The sequence below is a fragment of the Streptomyces sp. enrichment culture genome, assembly GCF_964272895.1.
GTDB lineage: Bacteria > Actinomycetota > Actinomycetes > Streptomycetales > Streptomycetaceae > Streptomyces.
On sequence record NZ_OZ186832.1, the window covers coordinates 7474884 to 7491358 of the forward strand.

Below are 16475 nucleotides of genomic sequence, written 5' to 3' on the forward strand. Positions count from 1 at the left end.
GGAAAGGCGGACGACCATGAACACGAACGTACTCGTCGCCTATGGGACGACGAACGGCTCCACCGTCGGCATCGCTGAGGCCGTCGCGCAGGTGCTGCGCGAGGAGGGGCTGACGGCCGAGACGGCATCCGCCGGGACGATCAGGGACGTGACGCCGTACGACGCCGTCGTGGTCGGCGGCGGGCTGTACGCGGGGCACTGGCACAAGGACGCCCGCCGGTTCGTCCGCCGAAATGCGCGGGAGCTGGGCGAGCGCCCCGTCTGGCTGTTCAGCAGCGGGCCCCTGGACCCCTCGGCGTCCGAGCGGGACATCCCGCCCGTGCCGGGCGTCCAGCGCGCCATGAGGCGGGTCGACGCCCGGGAGCACGTCACGTTCGGCGGCTGCCTGGAGGAGGGCGCGAAGGGGTTCGTCGCGCGGATGATCGTACGCAACGGAAAGGGCGGGGACTTCCGTGACTTCCCGCGTATCGAGCAGTGGGCGATGCACGTCGCCGACGAGCTGACGCGCGCGGATCCCTGAAGACGCGCGGCAGTTGCTCCCCCAGCGGCATGTCCACGATGCGGCGGGCGCCCAGCAGCGTCCGCTGCGTCACCTGTGCCGCCGGTCCCTCGCGGAGCACCTCGCAGATCCGCACCGCCTGCGTCCCCTCCGACGGGGAACGCAGCGCGGACAGCGCGGCGCCGGCCGCGACGAAGGCAACCAGGCAGCCCTCGTTCGCCACGATCAGCGGGTCCAGGCCCAGCAGGTCTCAGGCGGAGGCGACGGGCCCGGGCACGGGGACGGCGTGCTCCTCGATCTCCAGGGCGACGCCGGAGTCGCGGGCGATCTCGTTGAGGGCGGCGGCCAGTCGGATCGCGCAGTACGTGGACGTCCGCGCCGAGCGGCGCGAGCACCCTCACCAGCCGTCCGGGTCGTCCAGCGGCGCGGTCATCGCGGGCGGTACGAGGACGTGGCTGACCAGCATCGAGAAGTTCGCCAGCCCAGCCGGGCCGCGTGCAGCACGGCCACGGCGGTGGCGGGCGCGGTCGTCTCGAAGACGACGGCGAGGAACACCACCTCACGGCCGGGGTGTTCGGCGGCCAGTCGTACGGCGTCCATGGGGGCGTAGACCACCCGCACGTCCACGCCCCGCGCCCGCAGCGAGAGCAGGTCGGTGCGCGTGCCGGGCACCCGCAGCATGTCGCCGAAGCGGGTGAGGATCACACCGGGCCGGGCCGCGACGGCCATCGCCCGGTCGAGCGTCTCCGGCGGAGTGACGCACACGGGGCAGCCAGGACGTGGATCATGCGGATGCCGGCCGGTAGGAGCCAGTCGATGCCCTGCCGGACCAGGGTGTGGGTCTGTCCGCCGCACACCTCCATGATCCGCCAGGGACGTGTGGCGAGGGCCCGCAGCTCGCCCAGCAGGCGCCGGGCGAGCACGGGATCGCGGTACTCCTCCAGGTACTTCATCGGTACGTCACGTTCAGCCGGACGTCCACGACGCCCTCCACGGAGCGCACGGCCCGTGCGATCACGGGGACGAGTCCGCGGTCGGGCAGGGATCCCACGAGGGTGACCGTGCCGTCGGTCACCGACGCCTTCAGAGCGTCTCCGGGAGGCAGCAGGTTGAGCACGCTGTGCTGGACCTCGTCGGCGATCTCCTCGTCGGGGCGCAGGAAGACTTTCAGCAGGTCGCTGCGGCTGACCACGCCTTGCAGCAGGCCGACACCATCGACGACCGGCAGCCGCTTGACGTGCCTGCGGGCCATGATCCGGGCGGCCTCGGCGACGGTGGCGTCCGCGTGCACGGTCACGGCCGGGGTGCTCATCAGGTCGCCCGCCGTCAGCGCGCTCGCCTTGATCCGCTCGGCGAGGTCACCGCGCTCGGTGTCGCGGAACTCCTCCTTGGCCAGCAGGTCCGCCTCGGAGACCACGCCGACCACGCGGCCCTCACCGGCCAGCACCGGCAGGGCGCTGACCTTCCACTGGGCGAGCAGCTCGACGATCTCCTTGAAGGACGCCTTGCTGCCGACGGCGACGACGGTGTGCGTCATCACGTCGCTCACGGTGTACGGGGATTCAGGCATCGCGGCCTCCTCAGGCGCGGACGACCGTCAGGTCGAGGAAGTGGGTGGAACAGGAGATGCACGGGTCGTGGTTGCGGATGGCCCGCTCGCACAGGGCCGTCAGTTCGCCGTCGTCGGGATCGCCTCCGGCCAGGGCCTGCTGGGCCAGGCGCCGCAGGCCGTCCTCGATGGCACCCTGGTTCTGCGCGGTCGGCGGCACCAGCACGGCATCGGTGATCAGGCCGTCGGTGTCGAGGGTGTAGCGGTGGTAGAGCAGCCCGCGCGGTGCCTTGGTCGCCCCGTGTCCCGTGCCGGCGACCGGCGGTACTTCGACGTAGGCCCGCTCGGGAGGCTCGTAGCCGTCGATGATGCGCAGCGCCTCCGCGACGGCCTACAGCGTCTCCACGGCGCGCACCACAGCACACAGCACCCGCGTACGGGTCGCCCAGCCCCGCCTCGACGGCGGCACAGGCGCTCATCTGGTGGGCGGTGGGGCAGATTCCGGACACACGGGCGGTGATGTCGGGTGGCTCGGTGCAGGACCGGCCGCGCAGGTACGCCTCGAAGAACCGCGGCGGTTCGTAGATCTCCAGGCGCACCCCGGTGACCGTGCCGTCGTGGATATGCAGGCGCAGCGCGCCCTCGCCCTCGCCCTCGACCCGGGAGAGCGAGCCGACGTGCAGGACTCGGGATCCGCGGTGTGTCATGGTGCCGGCTCCTTCGCGAAGGCGGCCGGGTTGAAGGTGTGCAGCAGGCGTCCTACGGCCGCCTCGTCGAGGCCGTCGCGGCGCAGCGGGACCAGCGCGGGCAGGTTCACCGACGGACGGGCCGAAGCAACCGCGCCCGTAGGCCGGGCACAGGGCGCCGCAGCTGGCGTGCGTGACCGGGCCGAGGCAGGGGGTGCCGTGGGCGACCGTGACGCACACGGTGCCGCGCCGCTTGCACTCGAAGCAGACGCTGTGGCCCGGCACATCGGGCTTGCGCCCGGCGAGGAACGCGGTGATGACCTCGAGCCGCTGCCGCCGGTCGACCGGGCAGCCGCGCAGCTCGAAGTCGACGTCCACATGGGCGGAGACGGGCGTGGAGCCGGCGAGTGTGGAGACGTACTCGGGGTGGGCGTAGACCGTGCGCCGGTACCTGCCGACGTCCGCGAAGTTGCGCAGGGTCTGGATGCCACCGGCGGCCGCACAGGCGGGCGGCACCTCGCGGACCGAGGACCCGCGGGAGCCGGGGGCGCTTCGCCGCATATCGAACCCGTCGCCGTAGGCCGTCCGTCCGGTGCCTGCGGTCGGCGAGACCTCGCGGACTCGTACGAGCGCCGGTGCGTCGGTGCGCAGCCGGGCGGCGAACTCCTCGATCGCCGGTGCCGGTCCGCACACCTCGCCCTCCGCTCGCCCGTCGACGTCGGCCAGCCAGCCGGTCAGGCCGAGCGCGGTGGCGGTGTGGTGGACGAAGGGCCGGAAGCCGACGCCCTGGACGATGCCCTCGACGTGGAAGTGCTGTGCGGTCATGACGGCCTCCTGGCCGAGGCGTTCGGACGGTGCCGGACGACTTCCTGTTCCACGGCGTCGGCGAGCGGGTCCATGGCCGCCGCGACGGCGGGGGAGAGGCCGGTGCCGAATGAGGTCTCGGCGCCTTCCACGGCGTACACCACCAGGCGCCCTGGCAGCAGTCCGAGGGCGCCCGCGTGCTGCACCGTCTCGCCCGGGCCCAGACCGTGGGAGCTGGTGGTGGAGGTGCGCGCGACGAGGTCGCCGTCGAGTCCAGCCGGTGGACGCGTCCGGGCGAGCCGGGGTGCGCGTGCGCCGCGTCCACGACCACGGCCAGCGCGGCTCCCTCCCAGCCCACGCCGCCGTCGCACCGGAAGTCGTTGCCGACGCCGATGACGACGATCCGCCCGCGTGTCTCCATACCTCGACGGTGTCGGAGCGACCGGGTGCCGCACAGGGGCCGAACGGCCCGGTGGCGGCCTTGAGGGGCCCTGGCCGGACGGGCGGGGGCAGGCCCAACGGCCACGAAAGGTACCCGTGTGGCCCTCCTGCCGGAACACCGCGCCGGGTGACGCTGGTACCGGCAGGGACCGCATCGGGAAGGCAGTGGGAGGTGACGGTCATGCGCAAACCGATCGTCGTCGGCGTGACCGAGTCCTACGAAGGCATGGGGGCGCCCGACTGGGCGGCCAGGGAAGCCGTGCGCCGTGCGCTGCCGCTGCGGCTGGTGCATGCCTGGGAGGCGGGTCTGCCCGCGTACGAGGGGGCGTCCGCCTGTGTGGGCGTGACCTCGTCCGCCGGGCTGTCCGCCGGGCTATCCGCCGGGCCCGAGCCGGCCATCACCCAGCCCCACGCCCGGCAGGTGCTGCGCAGCGTGCTCGACCGGCTGGGCGAGCGCTACCCGGACCTGGACATCACCGCGGCACAGGCCCCCGATCCGCCCGTACCTGCACTCATCGCGGAGGCGGAGAACGCCGAACTGCTGGTCATCGGCGGCCAGGGCACCACCGGCCTGGGCGGTTTCCTTTCGGGCCCGGCCGCCATGGCCACCGCGGCCCGCATCGAGCGGCCGCTCGCCGTGGTGCGCGGCTCCCAGACCGCCGAGGACGAGCACCTGCCGGACCACGACGGCAAACCGTCGCTGCGCACCCCCTACCGCGACATCGCGGTCGCCGTCGACATCGACGGCTCCTCCCACGAGGTGTTGGAGGCGGCCTTCCGCGCCGCCGAGGCTCGCGGCGCCCCGCTGCGTGTCGTGCACGCCTGGCACCTGCCGTACGCCCACCGCCTGGGCGACGCCGCCCCGTACGCGCGGGCCCGGGCGGACGCCGGCCGGGAACTGGCGAAGCTGCTCGAGCCCTGGCGCGACACGTACCCCGCCGTGCACGTCAAGGAAGAACTGCACGAGGGACGCCCCGCCCACGCGCTCGCCCGCGCGACCGCCGGCGCGGGCCTGCTGGTGGTGGGCCACCGAGCCCACCGGGCAACCGGCCCCGGCCCGCATACCGGACCGGTCGCCCACGCCCTGATCCACCAGGTGCGCCAGCCGATCCTCCTGGTGCCCCACGCGTGGGAGGCGTGAGCATGAGGCGGCGCCGTACGGTCCCTTGGTCCGGGCCGGCCCCGCTGCCGCCGGACGGGCCGAGGGACGCGACGGTCGGAGCGACACTCCCTGCCGTGCGTCGTGACGCAGCCTGACGAGACGCCGGAAGGCAGAGGTCCGCGGGCGCGCGCTCGACGTCGTGCATGCCTGGCGCCGCTCTGGCTCCGGGGCCGCCGACGCCACGACCGGGGTCGCCGACGCGGTGCAGCGGTACGAAGAGCGGGCCTCGCCGTGATCGACACCGTCTGACCGCCGCCGACGGCAGTGCCTCGGGGCAGTCCCGCCGTGCCGCTGACGCCTCGGCCGACGGCGGTCCGTGCCGGTTGCGGACGGAGGTGGACGGCCGCGGCGACCGGTCGGCGCTCCCCGGTGCCGTGCGAGAACGGGAATCGCGGACGCTCGATGTCAGTTGTGGGGGACGACGGCCACAGGGCAGGCGACCTGGTGCATCACCCCGTGCGCCACGGGGCCGATGTGCATGCCGAGCCGAGCGGGGCGGACCCGGCGGTCGACGACGAGCAGACACGCGTCCGCCGCGGCGTGGAACAGGTGATCGACCGGCCGGCCGTGGCGGACGGTGTCCCGCGGGAGAGCGACCTGCCCGGAGTTCGGGCGCAGCTGCGGATACCGCTTCTCGAGCTGACGCAGCGTGGCGCGCAGAATGTCCTCCGCCCGACGGCGCGGCGCGTCGAGCTCGGGAAGGTGGGAGGGCTCGGAGGGCAGATCCCCACCGGCGTGCAGCAGACGCAGCGGGAGGCCGCGGCGAAGCGCTTCACCGGCTGTCCATTGGGCCGCGGCGAGGCTTTCGGCCGATCCGTCCAGACCCACGACGACGGAGCGAAGCACGGCCGACACCTCCTGGGATCCATGTCCGCGCACAGCGGCGGGCACCATCAGCATCCTCCCTGTGCCGCACGGCGCACAGAGCCGACCGACCCGCGGCGGCAGGGCCGGACGGCCCTGCCCAGGCGGGCGGTAGGGCAGCCCGGACCCGTCGAGCGACGCCTGAGCGGCTCAGCCCCATGCCTTGACGAGAGCCACACGCCTGTCACAGGAGCGGCCGTGCTCATGGATGCTGCGTGCGCGGCGCATTCGTCGCCGCAGCATTGCACACCGTGGCGCATGCGGTGAGCGTCGCGACGGTCACGTTCGCGTCGTAGCCGGTGGGCCGGGACAGGACGGCGGCGGTGACGTTGGTCGGCGCCGACCTTGGCCGCCCGAACCCGCAGGCGAGCCGCAGTGCCCGCATGTTTCGGCCACGGTTTTCTGCCGGGCATGGCTCCCCTCACCCGGTCCTGTGGCCCCACTGCGGGCCGATCAGTTTCCACTCCCTGCCCCACTTCTCGATGCGCCGCCGGCCGAGCCTCCGGCGTGCGAGGGCTCCCGCACCGACGACCGGGACGGCGAAGGCCAGCGCGGCCCCCGTGGCAAGGAGGGCGGCTTCGTCGGCCGCCTCCGTGGGAGTCAGCGGCTCGGTGACGATCTCATCCCGCCCCGCTGTCCAGATCACGATCCCGGAGCCTGCCCTGGATCCGGAGTCCACCAAGGCCCTGCCGGTGCGGACGGAGCCGTCGGAGTCCGTCCAGTGGACTCGTGCGCGGGTCCTGTCGCCGCCGCTTCCGGTCCCTGCCACGGTGCGCGGCACGTCGGTCAGGAGCACGGCGCGCACGGAACGGCGCTCGGGGCGATGCCGCGCGAACAAGTCGTCGGCCGCATGGACCGTCATGAGGCCGACGACGGTACCGCCCACCACGACGACCGCCCACACCGCCAGGACGAGCCACGCCTCGACGATGTCCTCGCGCCGTCGCAGCGGATTGTTCCGCCACCGCCAGAGCCGGTTCTTCCTGCGCCTGCCGCCGTCCATGACTGGGTCCCTCTTCTTCGTCGTGACGTTCACGAAAGTGACAGCCGCGGGCGGGCCCCGCATGGGTCCGTCAGGCAGCGAGCGAGGACCGACGTCCGTCCGTTCCGGGGCCGTTCGGCCCCTACCGGTGCGGGATACGGTGTGGACACGGCGTCGCCGGCGGACACCGTCCACCGCCTTGCGGGACGGCACCGGCCGTCCGCAAGGGCGCCGGCAGCGCCCGGGCTCCCGGACGGCCCGGTCCGTCGGCCCGGCGAGGGGGTGGGTCAGTGGGCCGCTCTCCGACACGGCCGGGACCCATGGGCCCTCATCCTGGGGCGCGGCCAGGCTGAGGCTGGAGGTACGCAGTACCGCTGTACCGAGCGAAGGACGGCCGGCCGATGTACGCCAACGATGGTTTCCGCGAACTCGAGCGGCACGAGTGCCTGCGGCGGATGGCCGAGGTGCCCGTAGGCCGTATCGTCCACACGCGCCGGGCACTGCCCGCCGTGCTGCCGGTCAACTTCACCCTGGACGACGACGGCGCGGTCCTGCTGCGCACGTCCGCGGACTCGGAACTGGTCCGCGCGATAGACGGCGCGGTGGTCGCTTTCGAGACGGACGTCGTCGACGTTGACCGGCAGTCCGGCTGGAGCGTCGTCGTCACGGGTTCGGCCCGGACGGTGACCGATCCCGCCGAGCACGAGCGCCTGATCCGCTGCGGCCCGGTCTCCTGGGTGCCCGCGACCCGTGAGGTGTTCGTCCGCATCGAGCCCGAGCTCGTCACCGGGCGCGAACTCGTCGGCGGACGCACCCTGTACGGAGTGCACCTCACCGCTTGAACAGCGCCCTCTCTTGCCACCCGCCGGTTCCGAGGCCGTAGGGCCCCAAGCTGGAGGGCCCCGACGGGCAGGCCGAACGGCCCGCCCGTCGGGGCCCTCCAGCCTCTCCAGCGGAAGTTGACCACGCGAGGCATTGAAGGTGCAACAGAACCTCCATATCCCGGCGCATCACCGCCTTTCCGAAAGGGATGAGCAACATGGCAGTCCACGACCACTCCCCCCGGCACCTGGGATTCCGCTCCTGGTCCCGGCGCAGCGCCGGAACGACTCCCGCCTCCGCGGATGAGACGACCGCGGCCGCGACGGCGACCCGTGGGTACGTCTTCGCCGGACTCCGCCTGCTGACCGGGTTCGTCTTCCTGTGGGCGTTCCTGGACAAGACGTTCGGCCTCGGCTACGCGACCCCCTCCGGCAAGGGCTGGATCGACGGTGGCTCGCCGACCCGGGGCTTCCTCGGCGGCGTCGCCGTCGGCCCCATGGAGAGCACCTTCCACGCCTGGGCGGGGGACGCCTGGGCGGACCGGCTGTTCATGCTCGGCCTGCTCGGGATCGGCGTCGCGCTCACCGCGGGCGTCGCTCTGCGGCTCGCGGCCGTCGCCGGGACGGCCATGATGGCGCTGATGTGGATAGCGGAGTGGCCGCCGGCCAAGCACCTTTCCGACGGCACGGCCAGCATGTCGACCAACCCGTTCGCCGACTACCACGTCGTCTACGCCCTTGTCCTGATCGCCCTCGCGGCGGCGGGCGCCGGCGCCACGTGGGGTCTGGGCAGGGTCTGGGCACGGCTGCCCTTCGTCGGCCGCCACCGCTGGCTCCTCTGAGGCCCGCGCGCTCGCCGGACCGGGGCACCTCCGTCAGTCGGCGGGGGTGCCCCCGTCCTGTTCGTCCCACCGCAGCCGGGAGCTCCCGACCGGAACACCCTCCGGTCGGGAGCTCCCGGCTGTCCGTATGCGCCCCTGCTCACCGGACGGAGGCCGGCGCAGGTGCACGCGACGGCCCCGACGAAGGCGATGTCCGGCAGGACGCCGACGCCGAGACACGGATCGAACCACACCGCCGTGAGGGCGAGCCCACTGGCGGCACCGGCGACTGCCGCGGTGGGCCATCAGCCGCTGCCCACGAGAGCCCCGGCGCCCGAGATGGCATAGACGAGGGCCGTGTACCGGGCGAGCACCAGGACGATGGCCCTGGTCGACGCTGGGTGACGTGGGCTGTGGTCGGCGCCCGTCGGGCCGCTGCGATGCCGCCCGGACGTAGGATGCAGCATCGCGTGCTACAGGGTGCTGTTCTTCCTCGGGATCGCCTTCGGCGTCGCGGTCAGGGTCGTCAGGGTGGTGGTCAACCCCTTCGGTGCGGGGCGCCGGCCGTCCGGAGTCGTACCGGGGCCGCCTGTGCCCGTTCTCCGCCGGGCACGCGAAAGGATCGGCACCCGCTCCCGCGGATACCGATCCAGTCGGCCAGACGTGCCTATGCGCCGGTCGCCCCGGCCGTTCCGTAGTAGGCCATGCGCATGAGGTCCTGCATGTCGTCGAGCATAGGCATGCGGGGGTTGGCGGGCGCGCACTGGTCCTCGTAGGCGTTCAGAGCCTGCTCGGGCAGCGCGTCCAGGAACGTCCGCTCCTCCACGCCGAGGGCCTGGAACGACGGCTCGATGCCGATGGCGGCACGCAGGCGTTCCACGGCCGTGGCGAGCGACTCCACGCCCTCCTCGGGCGTGGCGGCGGGCAGGCCGAGGAGGCGGGCGATGTCCTGGAAGCGTTCGGGGGCACGGTAGCTCTCGTATTTGGGCCAGCCGGTCAGCTTCGTGGGGACGGTGCCGTTGTAGCGGATGACGTGCGGGAGGAGGACCGCGTTGGTGCGGCCGTGCGCGATGTGGAAGGTGGCGCCCAGGGTGTGGGACATGGCGTGGACGATGCCGAGGAAGGCGTTGCCGAAGGCCATGCCCGCGATGGTGCCGGCATTGTGCATCTTCTCCCGCGCCTCGGCGCTGCCGGCGCGGTCGCTCACCGCCGTCCGGAGGTGGCCGAACACCAGGCGGATCGCGTGCAGCGCGAGCCCGTCGGTGAAGTCGTTGGCGTAGACGGACACATACGCCTCGATGGCGTGGGTGAGGGCGTCGAAGCCGCTGTCGGCGGCCAGCGCCGGGGGCAGTTGGGTGGTGAGGAGCGGGTCGACGATGGCCACGCTGGGGGTGAGCGCGTAGTCCGCCAGCGGGTACTTCTTGCCCGTCGCGGGGTCGGAGATGACCGCGAAGGGGGTGACCTCCGCGCCGGTACCGGAGGTGGTGGGGATGCAGACCAGGCGGGCGCGGGCGCCCGGCACCGGGAAGCGGAAGGCGCGCTTGCGGATGTCGGAGAACTTCTGCCGCATGTCGGCGAAGTCGATGCCGGGCTGCTCGTACAGCAGCCACATCACCTTGGCCGCGTCCATCGGCGAGCCTCCGCCGAGCGCGATGATCGTGTCCGGGCGGAAGTCGCGCATGAGGGCGGCGCCGCGCTGTACGGAGTCGATGCTGGGCTCGGGCTCGACATTGTCGATGATCTGGACGGTGACCGGCTGGTCGCGGCGTTGCAGGACGCGCGTGACGCGGTCGACGAAGCCGAGACGGGTCATGGTGGCGTCGGTGACGACCGTGACGCGGCGGACGTCGGGCATCGAGGCCAGGTAACGAATGGCCTGCGGCTCGAAGTAGATCTTCGGCGGGACCTTGAACCACTGGAGGTTGTTGCGGCGCGCGGAGACCCGCTTGACGTTCAGCAGCTGGGCCGCGGAGACGTTGTTCGACACCGACGTGCTGCCCCAGGAGCCGCAGCCCAGCGTCAGCGACGGCAGCAGGCCGTTGTAGATGCCGCCGATCGCGCCTTGCGAGGAAGGGGAGTTGACGATGATCCGCACTGTCTTCATCCGGTGGCCGTACGCCTCCGCCACCGCACGGTCCTCGGTGTGCACGACGGCGCTGTGGCCCTGGCCGTGGAAGGCCACCATGTCCGCGGCGAGGTCGAAGCCCTGCTGCTCGGTTTCGGCGCGCAGCACGGCGAGCACCGGGCAGAGCTTCTCGCGGGTCAGCGGCTCATCCGGGCCGACCTGCTGCGCCTCGATCAGGATGACCGAGGTGTCCGTGGGCACGGTGAACCCGGCCTGCTCGGCGATCCAGACCGGGCTGCGGCCGACGGCCGCGGAGTTGACCTTGGGCTCGCAGCCACCGCCCGTGGCCTTGCCGACGGGGAAGAGGAATGCCTCCAGCTTCGCCTTTTCCTCGGAGCTCGCCAGGTGGGCGTGCAGAGTACGGAACTCGGCGAGGGCGGCGTCGTAGATCTCCTGGTCAAGGATGACGGCCTGCTCCGAGGCGCAGATCATGCCGTTGTCGAAGGACTTCGACAGCACCAGATCGTGGACGGCGCGGCCCAGCTTCGCGGTCCGGTGCACATACGCCGGAACGTTGCCCGCGCCGACGCCGAGGGCGGGCTTGCCCGCGGAGTAGGCGGCCTTGACCATGGCGTTGCCGCCGGTTGCGAGGATCAGGGAGACGCCGGGGTGGTGCATCAGCGTCCGTGTCGCCTCGACCGACGGGGCCTCGATCCACTGCACGCAGTCCTCCGGCGCACCGGCGGCGACGGCGGCGTCCCGTACCACCCGGGCCGCCGCGGCGCTGCTGCGCTGGGCCGAGGGGTGGAAGGCGAAGACGATCGGATTGCGGGTCTTCAGCGCCATCAACGCCTTGAAGACCGTCGTGGAGGTCGGGTTGGTGACGGGGGTGACGGCGGCCACCACGCCGACCGGCTCCGCTATCTCGACGACGTCCTCGATGTCGTCGCGGGCGATGACACCGACGGTCTTCATCGGACCCATGCTGTGCGTGACGTGCTCGCAGGCGAACATGTTCTTGGCCGCTTTGTCCTCGAAGACACCGCGTCCCGTCTCCTCGACGGCGAGCCGGGCCAGCGCGGTGTGCTGGTCCAGCGCGGCGACCGACGCCTTCTTGACGATGTGGTCGACCTGCTCCTGGGTGAGGTCCTCGTAGTCGGCCAGTGCCTTCATCCCGTTCGTGACCAGCCGGTCGACGGCCACGGTGATGTCGGACGGCGCCCCGGCGGGGACGGCGGTCGCGGTGCCGGCGTCTTGGCGGGTCATGGGCGTGCCTCCGTCGTCGGAAGGTGAAGCCGCACGGTCGGCGGCTCGTCGGGCGAGCGGCGCCGCGGGGGACCGGCGCCGCTCTGCCTACAGCGTCTCTCCCGCACCCCTGTGCCGCGCAGGTCCGCCCGGTCCTGTGGAGGCGTCCGACCGTCCTCGATGCGAGGGCCGGACGGCCCACGGGCCGGCCGTGGCGGGCGGCGGGGCCGAACGTCCCCGGCTCGCCCCCGTAGGGCCCAAGCCCGCACCCGTCCCGTGGCGGAAGGCTGGGAGCGACACAGGCAGACCTGGCCTGGGGTGACCTCGGCGTGGACGTCGTGATCGAGTCCACCGGCCGCTTCCGCACCCGCGAGCAGGCTGGCCAGCACCTGCGGGGCAGCGCCCGCAAGGTGCTGCTGTCCGTGCCGGGCAAGGACGTCGACGCCACGATCGCGAGGGGACGTACGACCCGCAGCAGGACCATGTCGTCTCCAACGCCTCCTGCACGACGAACTGCGTGGCGCCCATGGTGAAGGTGCTGGACGAGCACTTCGGCCTCGTCAAGGGGCGGATGACCACCATCCACGCCTACACCAACGACCAGGTGGTCCTCGACGGCCCGCACAAGGACCCGCACCGCGGCCGCAGCGCCGACGTCAACATCATCCCCACCAGCACCGGCGCCGCCCGCGCGGTCGGCCTCGTCCTGCCGGAACTGTCCGGCACCGCCGTACGCGTCCCCGTGGAGGACGGCTCGCTGACCGACCTCGGCGTGATCCTCGACCGGCCCGTGACCGCGGACGAGGTCAACGCCGCCTTCCGGGAGGCCGCCGACGTGCCCCTGAAGGGCGTCCTGCGGGTCTCCGACGCCCCGATCGTCTCCCGGGAGATCGTCGGCGACCCCGCCTCCTGCGTCCTGGACGCCCCGCTGACCCAGGCGCACGGCGAACTGCGGCGGCGCCGCGGCCCGCATCGTCGTCGTGCAGATGTTCCAGCACGTACTCGCGCACGGTGTCGGCATCCCACTCAGCCCGGCCGAGCAGGTGCTGCATTCCCTGCGGACTGGCCTGCCCGGCCCACTCGGCGCTGCTCCGGCAGCAGTTGTTGCGCGGCAGGTCCGACGGCAGCCCCGGCATCACGTCCCGCACCTGATGCCGGGGTTCAACCCGCGCGAACCTACCCGCTGGCCGGGACATCAGGGCCGCGAACGTCTCCTGTCGGCGGGCAGGGTCTACGCTGTGACGCGCGGCCGCCGCATGATCTTCAGTCCGTGGCCGTGCCCGTCTTCACCGCTCACCGCCCCTCGGTCACGACGTGCGAGGACGGGTCCGTATCCCTTCCGTGTCCCGCACGGGGCACGCAGCGTTCGCCCGCCGTCTCGTGCCAGGAGGACACATGCAACGCGGTGAAGTCTGGTGGGTCGACTTCGACGAGCGACGCCCGGTCGTGCTGCTCTCGGACGAGGAGACATCCGGGTTTCGGGCGATGCAGGTCGTTGCGCCGGCGGGCGTCGACATCAGCGGTCTGGCCGTTGAAGTGGCCGTAGGAGCCCGGGAAGGACTGCCCTTCGAAGGCGTGCTGCGGTTCGCGTTCCCGCGTCCGGGCTTTACTCCGTGCACATGGCTGACCACCGTGGCTCGGGACGACCTGATCGAGCGGGTGGGCGTGTTGTCCTCCGTGAAGCTCAGCGAGGTCGGAGAAGCCCTCCGTGCCGCTGAACAGAGAAAGGAGTGGACCCCGACGACGGCTGCCAGGATCAACGAGCTCAGCGTTATGCTCCATGCTCATCGCAGATACGTGAGGCGCGACGAGTAAGCGTTGTTGATGAAAAACGCCGAGGCTGTGGCGTTCTCAACGGGATAGGGAAGCAGGTGCAGGTCAGTCGTCTTGCCCTTCGATGAAGCTGCCCGTGGTCTCCCTGAGACGATGCCGTGCTGCATCCAGACGCTCCGCGTAGTCGGCGGCGAAGATGCCGGGAAGTGCCTTGTCCGACGTGCCCGCGATCTTGTGGATCGGGGCCCATACGGCCGGATCGTCGACCAGACGGCTGAGATCCGTCATCTGAACTCGCTCCAACCAGTCCGAGAGGACCAGCGCCTCGTCGGAAGCGAGCTTGATCATGATCTCAGTGTTGTCCACGAGCCGAACTCAGCCGGGCGCCTCCCGGAAGTCTCGTTCGGGACAGAGGCCGAACCGCCGGTACAGGGGGGCCTGGGTCCCGAGAGAGCCAGCGGGAAACGGAATCCGGTACGAGGTCCTCAGCCTGCTGATGTGTGAGGCCCGCCCACTGCTTGCTGTTGTGGACTTCTGTCGGCGTTGCGGGGGTGTACCCCGGTCCGGGTGGACCGGGGCATGTGGGGGCTGGAGTTCGGTTGCCGTGGGGTCAGAAGAGCCGGTCGTTGGCGGGGAAGCCCCAGCCGGTCCGGTCGACATCGTTGAGGGTGGCGGGCGGGTTGGGGAATGGGGCGGCAGGGTCGCCCGTACCCCGGTAGAGGAAGATGTCCTTCTTGGGGTCGGTGGCGCTGTGCGGCTTGATTCCCAGGAGGTCGTTGTGGCCGGTCACGTCCCCGTCGAGGTTGCCGGGCATCAGGATCTGGCTGAAAACGTTCCAGCCGGAGCCGACCTTCACGCCGACGTCGAGCGTGCCGTCGGCCTTGCCGGCGAAGCGGTGCAGGTCGCCGCCCGGCGTTCGCGCGAGGATGTCCGGCCTGCCGTCACCGGTCAGGTCTCCGGGGGCAAGCACCGTGTCGTACGCCCCGAAGCCGGAGGAGAGGACGACGGCTTCGCCGATACCGCCGTCGGTCGCGGTGGAGGAACGCGTGAGGGTGCCGTCGCTGGTCCGTGCGATGAGGTCCGGGTTGCCGTCGCCCGTCATGTCCGGGCTCACCGCGAGCTGGTTGACGGCGCTGAGGCCCTGGGCGATCTCGCGGGGCGCGCGGGTGAACAGCTCCGAGTTGCGGTCACCCTCGTAGAAACGCAGAACGCCGTTGTTGTCGAGGGCGTAGAGGTCCTCGTCGCCGTCCTTGTCGACGTCCCCGGCCCGCGCGATGAGCTTGGTGTTCTTCCAACCGAAGCCGATCTTGCACTCATCGGCAGCGATTTGGCCGGTACTGCGGCCGTAGTGCCGCCACAGATCTCCGTCGGCGTCCACCCGCAGCAGGTCGGCATAGCCGTCAGCCGTCAGATTGCAGTGGCGGAAGGTCGCCGCGCCACGGTAAGGGAGGTGATCGGAGATCCCCTTACGAGCCTCAGCCGGTGCGCCGACCGCACCGGCGACGTTCTTGAAGTGAGACTCGTTCACGAAAATGTAGTCGAGCTTGCCGTTCGAGGGATGGGTGTACTGCCCGGAGCGGCAGCGCTGCACCACCGGCAACCCCGCCGCGTCCTTGCACGGGGCGTCGAAGCGCTCGACATCGGTCTCGTCGGTCTCGATCCACCGCTGGCCGCCGCCCACAGCGCCCATGTCGCCCAGGTAGAACGGGTCGAGGTCCGCGGAGCGGGGCCGCTCGCCGCCATCGCGGTTGATCGGGTTGAAGTCGCCGCCGAGCACGACCGCGGTGCCGGCATTGAGCCACGGGTCGACCGCCAGGTTCTGGGCCTGTGTCATGGTGAGGTAGGGGGAGCGGTCGGGGTGGTTGGGCCACAGGTGAACGGAGCAGGCACGGGTCCTGATGGTCTGCACCGCGGCCTCGACGCATGCCGCGGACCAATCCTCCGGCCCCGTCGCCTCCCTGACGTCCCCGTACGCTCCGACGGACGGGTCCAGCTTCACCCTGCTGGTAACGGGCCCCTTGGCGAACACCGCGATGCCGTAGTCGCCCTCAGCCACGCCGGCCGCATCCGTTGGGTCGTCCATCGGACACAGACTCTCCTTGGCCTCGGTCGGTGTGAAAGTCGCTACGAAGTGTCCGCTGCTGTACCCGTGCGCCATCAGACTCTTGTTGATCGCGTTGTACTGCTGGCGGCACACCTCCTGCAGGAAGACCAGATCAGCCTTCCACTCCAGTGCCTGGCTCACGACCTCCTCATTTCGAGGGCCCACGGTCCGAGGGCTTGTGCAGCCGCTCACGAGGCTGTTGCCGCAGATGTTGTACGTCAAGAACCGGACCAGTGGCGCCGTGGTGGGCGTCGGCGCATCGGCCACGGCAGTCTGCGACATTCCCCCCAGCATCACCAACAGCGCCGAGAAGAAGACGGCGAATATTCGACGTTTGCGCACGGTTGACCCCCTCTGTATCCAACCCGCCCAGCAGATACGAAAGACGATGTCTCCGGGCGGGCAGCCAACAAGATCAACAGACCTTATCCGAGCCATGGCGGATGCCTCTGCGCACCCGATCTCTGAGCGCTCCAGTGGTTGACTCGGCCGGAGGAGGGCTCGTGCGGGGGCCCAGGCGGGGCCGTGGGCGGTGCTGGTGCCCGCGTCCTTGACGGCGTCGTCCTGCAGCCTGGCGCGACCGCGACCGCGGTCGTATCGGCGTACTCGTCGTCCAGGGCAGCCGGGGCTGCCTGGAGCAGCTCGTCGAGGTCGGCGCG

At 71.5% G+C, this 16475-nt stretch carries 12 protein-coding genes and 6 pseudogenes; 6 read left to right on the plus strand and 12 right to left on the minus strand.

The features are described 5' to 3' along the window. Positions 1-16: 16 nt before the first annotated feature. Positions 17-520 (plus strand): flavodoxin domain-containing protein, encoded by a 504-nt coding sequence (locus tag ACSU6M_RS33270; protein ID WP_437074861.1) that lies wholly within the window; start codon positions 17-19, stop codon positions 518-520. Position 521: 1 nt separating this feature from the next. Here the strand turns inward: ACSU6M_RS33270 and ACSU6M_RS33275 are convergent. The 6 genes and pseudogenes from ACSU6M_RS33275 to ACSU6M_RS33300 form a co-directional block, all read right to left on the minus strand. Further along, positions 522-906 (minus strand): annotated as a pseudogene (locus tag ACSU6M_RS33275) (AIR synthase-related protein); the annotation flags it as partial. Beyond that, a pseudogene (hypD, locus tag ACSU6M_RS33280) lies at positions 906-1452 on the minus strand (hydrogenase formation protein HypD); the annotation flags it as partial. The pseudogenes hypD and ACSU6M_RS33275, both read right to left, overlap by 1 nt. Beyond that, positions 1449-2069, minus strand: a complete 621-nt coding sequence (locus ACSU6M_RS33285) for a CBS domain-containing protein (protein WP_437074863.1) — start codon at positions 2067-2069, stop codon at positions 1449-1451. The gene ACSU6M_RS33285 and the pseudogene hypD, both read right to left, overlap by 4 nt. A gap of 10 nt (positions 2070-2079) precedes the next feature. Further along, a complete protein-coding gene (locus ACSU6M_RS33290; protein WP_437075454.1) occupies positions 2080-2424 on the minus strand; it encodes a nickel-dependent hydrogenase large subunit in 345 nt (114 codons plus the stop codon). 327 nt (positions 2425-2751) lie between these two features. Then, positions 2752-3241, minus strand: a pseudogene (locus ACSU6M_RS33295) (oxidoreductase); the annotation flags it as partial. A gap of 66 nt (positions 3242-3307) precedes the next feature. Further along, positions 3308-4162: pseudogene (locus ACSU6M_RS33300) on the minus strand (acylphosphatase); the annotation flags it as partial. Between ACSU6M_RS33300 and ACSU6M_RS33305 the strand changes: the two are divergent. After that, positions 4161-5120, plus strand: coding sequence for a universal stress protein (locus ACSU6M_RS33305; RefSeq protein WP_437074865.1), 960 nt, complete (start codon positions 4161-4163; stop codon positions 5118-5120). The pseudogene ACSU6M_RS33300 and the gene ACSU6M_RS33305 sit on opposite strands and share 2 nt — an antisense overlap. A 426-nt stretch (positions 5121-5546) precedes the next feature. Here ACSU6M_RS33305 and ACSU6M_RS33310 read toward each other — a convergent pair whose 3' ends face one another. Both ACSU6M_RS33310 and ACSU6M_RS33315 read right to left on the minus strand, forming a co-directional pair. Beyond that, the gene (locus ACSU6M_RS33310) at positions 5547-5987 is read right to left on the minus strand and encodes a universal stress protein (protein WP_437074867.1); all 441 of its coding nucleotides are present in this window, start codon (positions 5985-5987) and stop codon (positions 5547-5549) included. 439 nt (positions 5988-6426) lie between these two features. Further along, positions 6427-7008 carry an Rv1733c family protein gene (locus ACSU6M_RS33315; RefSeq protein ID WP_437074869.1) on the minus strand — a complete coding sequence of 194 codons (582 nt, stop codon included), beginning with the start codon at positions 7006-7008 and terminating at the stop codon, positions 6427-6429. A gap of 380 nt (positions 7009-7388) precedes the next feature. Here ACSU6M_RS33315 and ACSU6M_RS33320 point away from each other — a divergent pair, with 380 nt between their 5' ends. Both ACSU6M_RS33320 and ACSU6M_RS33325 read left to right on the plus strand, forming a co-directional pair. Continuing rightward, positions 7389-7829: a pyridoxamine 5'-phosphate oxidase family protein gene (locus ACSU6M_RS33320; protein WP_437074871.1), complete on the plus strand. Its 441-nt coding sequence runs from the start codon at positions 7389-7391 to the stop codon at positions 7827-7829. Positions 7830-8026: 197 nt separating this feature from the next. Beyond that, positions 8027-8650, plus strand: coding sequence for a hypothetical protein (locus ACSU6M_RS33325; RefSeq protein ID WP_437074872.1), 624 nt, complete (start codon positions 8027-8029; stop codon positions 8648-8650). Positions 8651-9296: 646 nt separating this feature from the next. Here the strand turns inward: ACSU6M_RS33325 and adhE are convergent. Continuing rightward, complete coding sequence (adhE, locus tag ACSU6M_RS33330) at positions 9297-11960, minus strand: bifunctional acetaldehyde-CoA/alcohol dehydrogenase (protein WP_437074873.1); 2664 nt, start codon at positions 11958-11960, stop codon at positions 9297-9299. 281 nt (positions 11961-12241) lie between these two features. On the opposite strand from adhE, the pseudogene ACSU6M_RS33335 reads away from it, so the two are divergent. Continuing rightward, a pseudogene (locus tag ACSU6M_RS33335) lies at positions 12242-12873 on the plus strand (type I glyceraldehyde-3-phosphate dehydrogenase); the annotation flags it as partial. A 34-nt stretch (positions 12874-12907) separates the two neighbouring features. Here ACSU6M_RS33335 and ACSU6M_RS33340 read toward each other — a convergent pair. Beyond that, positions 12908-13135 (minus strand): annotated as a pseudogene (locus ACSU6M_RS33340) (IS701 family transposase); the annotation flags it as partial. A 199-nt stretch (positions 13136-13334) separates the two neighbouring features. Here ACSU6M_RS33340 and ACSU6M_RS33345 point away from each other — a divergent pair. After that, the gene (locus ACSU6M_RS33345; protein WP_437074875.1) at positions 13335-13754 is read left to right on the plus strand and encodes a type II toxin-antitoxin system PemK/MazF family toxin; all 420 of its coding nucleotides are present in this window, start codon (positions 13335-13337) and stop codon (positions 13752-13754) included. 63 nt (positions 13755-13817) lie between these two features. Here the strand turns inward: ACSU6M_RS33345 and ACSU6M_RS33350 are convergent, their stop codons facing one another. Together ACSU6M_RS33350 and ACSU6M_RS33355 are read right to left on the minus strand one after the other, a co-directional pair. After that, positions 13818-14060, minus strand: a complete 243-nt coding sequence (locus ACSU6M_RS33350) for a hypothetical protein (protein WP_437074877.1) — start codon at positions 14058-14060, stop codon at positions 13818-13820. A gap of 262 nt (positions 14061-14322) precedes the next feature. After that, positions 14323-16254: an endonuclease/exonuclease/phosphatase family protein gene (locus ACSU6M_RS33355; protein ID WP_437074878.1), complete on the minus strand. Its 1932-nt coding sequence runs from the start codon at positions 16252-16254 to the stop codon at positions 14323-14325. Positions 16255-16475 lie beyond the last annotated feature (221 nt).

What these genes read in the sequence shown, in the direction of transcription:
- ACSU6M_RS33350 (WP_437074877.1), bottom strand. Translation starts at nt 14,060, where the DNA reads ATGATCAAGCTCGCTTCCGACGAGGCGCTGGTCCTCTCGGACTGGTTG.
- ACSU6M_RS33325 (WP_437074872.1), top strand. Translation starts at nt 8,027, where the DNA reads ATGGCAGTCCACGACCACTCCCCCCGGCACCTGGGATTCCGCTCCTGG.
- ACSU6M_RS33315 (WP_437074869.1), bottom strand. Translation starts at nt 7,008, where the DNA reads ATGGACGGCGGCAGGCGCAGGAAGAACCGGCTCTGGCGGTGGCGGAAC.
- adhE (WP_437074873.1), bottom strand. Translation starts at nt 11,960, where the DNA reads ATGACCCGCCAAGACGCCGGCACCGCGACCGCCGTCCCCGCCGGGGCG.
- ACSU6M_RS33345 (WP_437074875.1), top strand. Translation starts at nt 13,335, where the DNA reads ATGCAACGCGGTGAAGTCTGGTGGGTCGACTTCGACGAGCGACGCCCG.
- ACSU6M_RS33305 (WP_437074865.1), top strand. Translation starts at nt 4,161, where the DNA reads ATGCGCAAACCGATCGTCGTCGGCGTGACCGAGTCCTACGAAGGCATG.
- ACSU6M_RS33270 (WP_437074861.1), top strand. Translation starts at nt 17, where the DNA reads ATGAACACGAACGTACTCGTCGCCTATGGGACGACGAACGGCTCCACC.
- ACSU6M_RS33355 (WP_437074878.1), bottom strand. Translation starts at nt 16,254, where the DNA reads ATGGCTCGGATAAGGTCTGTTGATCTTGTTGGCTGCCCGCCCGGAGAC.
- ACSU6M_RS33285 (WP_437074863.1), bottom strand. Translation starts at nt 2,069, where the DNA reads ATGCCTGAATCCCCGTACACCGTGAGCGACGTGATGACGCACACCGTC.
- ACSU6M_RS33320 (WP_437074871.1), top strand. Translation starts at nt 7,389, where the DNA reads ATGTACGCCAACGATGGTTTCCGCGAACTCGAGCGGCACGAGTGCCTG.